This is a genomic window from Cupriavidus sp. 01L46, from assembly GCF_056399905.1.
Genome location: NZ_JBFTSF010000506.1, coordinates 1 through 2,557, shown reverse-complemented (window position 1 = coordinate 2,557; position 2,557 = coordinate 1). Strand labels below are relative to the sequence as shown.

The 2,557-nt window shown below is 72.0% G+C and carries 1 protein-coding gene; it reads right to left on the bottom strand.

Going from position 1 to position 2,557, the window contains the following annotated elements:
• Nucleotides 1–2,505 (bottom strand): WGR domain-containing protein (locus AC1DS3_RS37600; protein ID WP_477129244.1); only part of this gene is annotated, 2,505 nt, incomplete at its 3' end.
• Nucleotides 2,506–2,557: the final 52 nt, after the last annotated feature.

The window sequence follows — 2,557 nt, the reverse complement described above, 5'->3', positions numbered from 1 at the left end:
GGCAAGCACGGGGCGGCGGAAACTGCCGGGCTGGTAGAACTCGGGCAGCTTGGGCAGCTTGGCCGGGAAGCGCTGCAGCGGATCTTCATCCAGCACCCCGCGTACGGCGGCCACGATGGCGGGGGCGGCGTCGCGCTGGGCGAAGCGCTGCGCCACTTCCATCACCAGCGCCTCGTGCCCCTCGCCGGCCAGCATGCGCAGCGCCGTGGCGGCGTTGTCGCGCGCCTCGCCAATGCGGCCCACCGCGGCCGGGATCAGGCCGGCTACAGCATGCTCCGGATGGCGCAGCAGCCAGGCCCGGCCCACTTCGCGCAGCGACTTGAGCCTGGCCAGCGCGCGCGCCGCCGGCGCCGCCAGCTCGACCGCGCCAAACGGCATCGCCAGCGGCAGCCCCTCGGTGGGCGCGCGGCGCACCGTGCCCAGCACGCCGGGCAGTACCCGCAGGCCGAACCTGGCTGCCATATAGCTGTCGTTGTGGGTTGTGCTCTGCGCGGCCACCATATTGAACAGCGGCAGTGCCAGTTCCTCGGGCAGCAAGGCCGCCATCATGGCGTCGAGCGAGCACCAGCTGGTGAGCTTGCGCAGGGCCTGCCAGGCGGCGAACAGCGCCTGCGCATCGCGCTGGCGAATCGCCAGCATGGCCTGCTCGAGCAGGCCGGATTGTTTGCCGCGCGCGTTGCCGAACCCCAGGTCGCTCGCCAGCAGTTGCACATCGCGAGCCTTGGCCGGGTCGTAGCGGCGCACCTGCCAGTCGCTCATCGACGCCCATTCCTCGCGCTTGCCCTCGGCCCAGCGCTCGACCGCCGGAAGATCCAGCGGCGCCAGCGTCAGCGGGCCGGTGGCGGCAACGCGCTTCTTGCCAAGCCAGGGCGGATCGGCCAGCACCGTGGGCAGGTCTTCAACGGCGGCCGCCTCGGCAGGCTGCGCCAGCCTGGCCTGCAGTTGCTTCACCAGATCGCCCTCGGCCGGGCTCAGCCACGGCAGCACGCGCTCGGCCTCGGCGGCATGCGCCTGCAGCAGCGCGGCCAGGCTGGCCGTGTACAGGCTGGCATCCTTGCCACCGGCAAGCGCCAGGCCGGGCAAGGCGCCAAGCGCCGCCAACGGCCAGCGGGCGGTAGCCTGCTGGAAGCGTGCCATGGCGGGCTTGCCGTTGGTCGCCACCCGTGCCAGCGCGGCAACGGCTTCGGGCAGGCCGATGGCCGCCAGGCCTTCGCCAGCCTCTTCGAGGGCCGCGCCTGGCGCCAGGATGGGTAACGCGTCGGCGCCGCGCTCGCGCAGCACGGTGGCCACCATGGTCTCCACGCCCCAGAAATTGCTGCCCCAGCCCTCTACCTTCTGCCGCTGCGCGAGCGCAAGCGCCGCGGGATCGGTCACGGTCATCTGCAGCCAGTGCAGCGACGCCGGCGCCTGTGGCCCTTGCAGGCGCTGCGCGGTCTCGTTGCTGAGCTCGGGCAGGTCGGGCAGCAGCATGGCCATGACCGGYTGGCGCGACGGCGGCAGCAGCGGCAGGGCCGCGCGGATCTTGTCCGCGCAGGCTTGCCACTGCGCGGGCTCCGCGCGCGCCAGCAGGGCGCGCAGCGCCCACTCGGCATCGCTGTGGATGCCTGCGTAGCCGGTGCCGTGCGCGCTGTCGACGTTATCGTTCAGGCTCAGGCGGCGCTTGCGCGTATCACGCACCCAGCCGAGCTCCGTGCCCATGGTCTGCGCGGTCAGCAACGCATCCACCGCGCCTTCCAGGCCGAGCCGGCCCGCCATGAAGGCCATGCCATTGGCGCCCAGCTCCACGTCGTCGCGGTAATGCTGGGAAGACAGCTTGACGAGGATTGTCATCAGCACCGCGTCGGACGCGGGCGAGCCCTCCATGCGGCGGCTTTCCACGCGCTGCCATGCCTCGGCATAAGCCGCCTGCCAATGGGCGGCGCTGGCGTCGATTTCCGGCTGCACGTGCTTGAGCAGGGATTCGCGCACGCGCAGCCAGGCCCGCATCGGGTCCAGCGGCTCGGCGGGCGCGTCGCCGGGATGGCGCCGGCTGGGCCGGGCCAGGTCCTTGAGCGATTCTGGCATCAGCACGGCGGCGCCCCCCTCCAGCCAGGGTGGCAAGTCGCCACGCGCGGCGGGCACGGCAGGCGCGATGGCGGCTGCGATCGGCGCAACGGGTTCCGGTGCTTGCGCCCGGGGCGGCGAGGCCGGGGCGGTGTCCTGGGGAATGGCGGCGGCGGGCGCGGCGGCCGGGGAGGCGGGGGACGGGGAGGCGGCAGGCGCCGGCTGCGCTGTGGCCCCGATGCTGGCGCCGGCCGCTACCTGCGCCTCCACATAGCCTTTGCCGGTTTTTTCGGCAATCAGCTTGGTCATGGCCGCAGCCGCCTTGGCGGCATCGGCAAACGGCTTGCTCTGGCTCTGGCCATGGGTGCCGATCTTGCCCCAGCGCAGGTTGAGCTGCGCGTCGTCCTGCTCCACTTCCCAGAATTTGCTGGAGCTGTCGCTGCGGAATTCGAAACGCCTCATACCTTGCTTTTCCTTTGGCTTCACATCGTCGACAAACCCACCGGGCAACGGG